Annotated in this window: 4 protein-coding genes; all 4 read right to left on the bottom strand. The window is 49.0% G+C overall.

Annotated features, from left to right (window positions below; all coding sequences use genetic code 11):
- On the bottom strand, window positions 1-1,009 hold a 1,009-nt coding region (gene flgA / locus Q0294_RS20185), incomplete at its 3' end, for a flagellar basal body P-ring formation chaperone FlgA (RefSeq protein ID WP_299469054.1).
- A 43-nt stretch (window positions 1,010-1,052) separates the two neighbouring features.
- Window positions 1,053-1,175, bottom strand: a complete 123-nt coding sequence (locus Q0294_RS20190) for a flagellar basal body rod C-terminal domain-containing protein (RefSeq protein ID WP_299469056.1) — start codon at window positions 1,173-1,175, stop codon at window positions 1,053-1,055.
- 9 nt (window positions 1,176-1,184) lie between these two features.
- The gene (locus Q0294_RS20195) at window positions 1,185-1,853 is read right to left on the bottom strand and encodes a flagellar hook-basal body complex protein (RefSeq protein WP_299469058.1); all 669 of its coding nucleotides are present in this window, start codon (window positions 1,851-1,853) and stop codon (window positions 1,185-1,187) included.
- A gap of 71 nt (window positions 1,854-1,924) precedes the next feature.
- Window positions 1,925-2,698 (bottom strand): flagellar hook-basal body protein, encoded by a 774-nt coding sequence (locus Q0294_RS20200; RefSeq protein ID WP_299469060.1) that lies wholly within the window; start codon window positions 2,696-2,698, stop codon window positions 1,925-1,927.
- Window positions 2,699-2,767 lie beyond the last annotated feature (69 nt).

The following is a 2,767-nucleotide window of genomic DNA, read 5'->3' on the forward strand; positions in this document are numbered from 1 at the left end:
GATAATTTATCTCAGCCTGGTTATAACCGGTGATTGTCGCCGTCAATTGATCGCGACCTTCCAGTGCAATCAGACTGATCGGATCGCCCAGACCACCAGTGCCGCGTGCCCGCATTTCTCTTCTGACGGTGATCGCTCCGCGTCGCGCAGAAACGGTTACGATAGCACCATCCCGAATCAGAGGCACTTCGATCAGATCCTGACTTCGTACGGCATTCGACTGATGCACCGTGCGGGTCAGCTCCCGGCCGATGACAAGTCGAGGATCGCTGATGCCTGACTGGTTTTTCTCAGGGCTGGTCCAGACCAGATCATCCGCACGAATCACAGTTCCCTTGTTTAATGTGTACTTGGCAGCCAGGATTTCGGGAAGCTTTTCGAGTTGGCAAAAAATGCGTACCTGACTGGTTACCCCCTGCGAATCGATTAACTTTAAAGAAACTTCCTGCTCTGTATCAAAGAATCTGTCTAATTCAGGAAAACGAAACGTGTCTGCTTTGCTCTCGAGAATCATTTGCAGATCATCAGGGTGAATTCGCACATTCAGGGAAAACTGACCCACATTCGAAAAATGTTGTTTCACCCAGGCAGTCAAAGCCTGCTGTACTTTTTCTTCCGCAATTTTGACTTCCTTTTGTGAGGCGACAGACTTTCTGGGAGCACTTTGATCCGGCTGTTTCAAACTGACGCGAACCTGACTCTTGCCAGTCAGCTCAAGCTGGCTGAGATCCACTCCCAGCGCCTGCAGGCGGCTTCGAATTTGAGAAATCGTGATCACCAGCGTTCGCCCCTGAGCCGGTGCGGGCTGTAAGGTCAACTCTGCCATGCGGGCAGCCTGTTCTGCGTCGGCATTCAAGACGTCGGCGACATCTCCCAGGCGAACAATCGGCGAATCAACAACGGCAGTCGCTTTCACACGTAGAATCTCTGCGTTCAGATCGCTGACCCTGCTCAAATAACAGACGGCCAGCAAACAGCTCAAAAACGAATTGATCCAAAAGCGAGACATGAAAGATAAACTTTGTGTGAATGATGTGACTATTGTTTTGAACTTAGAAACGACGCAGGTTGGCAATGGTCTGTAAAGTCTGGTCGGCAGCCTGAACGACCTGGCTGTTCAGCTCAAAATTTCTTTGTGTTTTGATCAGTTCTACTAATTCTCGAACCGGCTCCACATTGGACTGTTACAGAAACCCCTGACGGATTGATCCCCGGCCTTCGGTTCCCGGATTGCCGACTTGAGCATTACCGGATCCCGTCGTTTCTGAAAACAGGTTATCACCCATTCGCAGCAAACCCTGATTGTTAATGAACCGTGCAATTTGAATATTCCCGGCAATCTGGATCTGGTTTGATCCCTGTTGCTGATAGCTTACGACACCATCCCCGGAAATCGAAACATTGATCGCATCCTGCGGTATCGAGATGTTCGGCTCAAGCAGATAACCCTTGTCCGCAGATGCCATCACCACGCTGCCATTTGCATTCAGCGAAAAATTTCCGGCACGGGTATATAAGGTCTGAGTTCCATCATTCACCTGGAAAAAACCTTCGCCCACAATCGCCATGTCATACGTTCCAGTCGTAGTGACAATCGATCCCTGGCTAAAGTCTCCCTCTGTACTTTGCACCCGCGTTCCCAGACCGAGGCTGATACCGGTTGGTGTGATATTGCCTTGATTATCCTGTACACCGGGCAATTTGAAATGCTCATAGAAAATGTCTTCAAAATTGGCCCGACTCTGCTTGTAAGCCGTCGTACCCGCGTTGGCCAGATTATTGGCAATCGTGTCGAGATTGAAACTGTTTGCAGCCATTCCCGAAGCGCTTGTATACAGGGCTCTTATTGCCATTCGTTGTCTCCTGCTCCCTCAACTTCTGTAATCCGTTACAGAAAATTCACTTTATTTAAAAGAATGTATTGCTAGCGACGAGGCATACTTTGCAGTAAACGCCCCAAAGATTCGTCCTGTAACTTGATCATATTGACATTTGATTCAAACATTCTGGATGCCGTTACCAGTTCCATCATCTCTTCGATCGAGTTGGTACCAGACGCTTCCAGAAAACCCTGCTGAATATTCACCCCCTCTTTGACGGGTGCAACCTGCCCTTCTGTGACATACAGGCTATTCCCGATTTTGACTAATTCCTCAAGTGAGGACGGCATCACGACAGCCAACTGACCGACTGATCCTAACGGCAACCCATTCCCATCAATGGGCGTGACCACACCATCGGGGGAAACTTCCACGCTGACTGCCTCAAGGGGAATCGCAATGTCGTTTCCGTCTTTTGACCGAATGGGCAAATTTTGATCGGCTGTGACGAGTCGGCGATCGGCGTCGATCGCAAGTGAGCCATTGCGTGTCAGAAAAGATTTGTCCCTGCTGCCAACCTGAAAGAAACCCTGACCTTTTAACGCCAGATCCAGGTCGCCTTCTGTGGAAATAAAAGAACCGTTTTCAAAGTTGGTGCGAATGGATTCCAGTGAAATGCCCCCTGTATGATTTTCCAGATCACCAGGCAGACCGTTGAGAGGACCTTGCTTCTTCTCAAATGGCGGATTCATGCGAAATACGGGAACATCTCGTTTGAACGATGTCGTATTTGCATTTGCCATATTGTTAGAGAGCACATCGAGCCGTACCGAATTTGAATCGGCTCCTTGTGCGGAGAGGTACATGCCGTAAATCATCTTGATACCTGACTTGAACCACTACCAGATAATTCACAATTATCCAGCAGCGAGAACAATGAGTTTCGA

It is taken from the genome of uncultured Gimesia sp. (assembly GCF_937919775.1).
In the GTDB taxonomy this organism is placed as follows: domain Bacteria; phylum Planctomycetota; class Planctomycetia; order Planctomycetales; family Planctomycetaceae; genus Gimesia.

Bases quoted from the DNA above. Each gene is read 5' to 3' on its own strand.
- Q0294_RS20195 (WP_299469058.1), bottom strand. From the start codon at position 1,853: ATGGCAATAAGAGCCCTGTATACAAGCGCTTCGGGAATGGCTGCAAAC.
- Q0294_RS20200 (WP_299469060.1), bottom strand. From the start codon at position 2,698: ATGATTTACGGCATGTACCTCTCCGCACAAGGAGCCGATTCAAATTCG.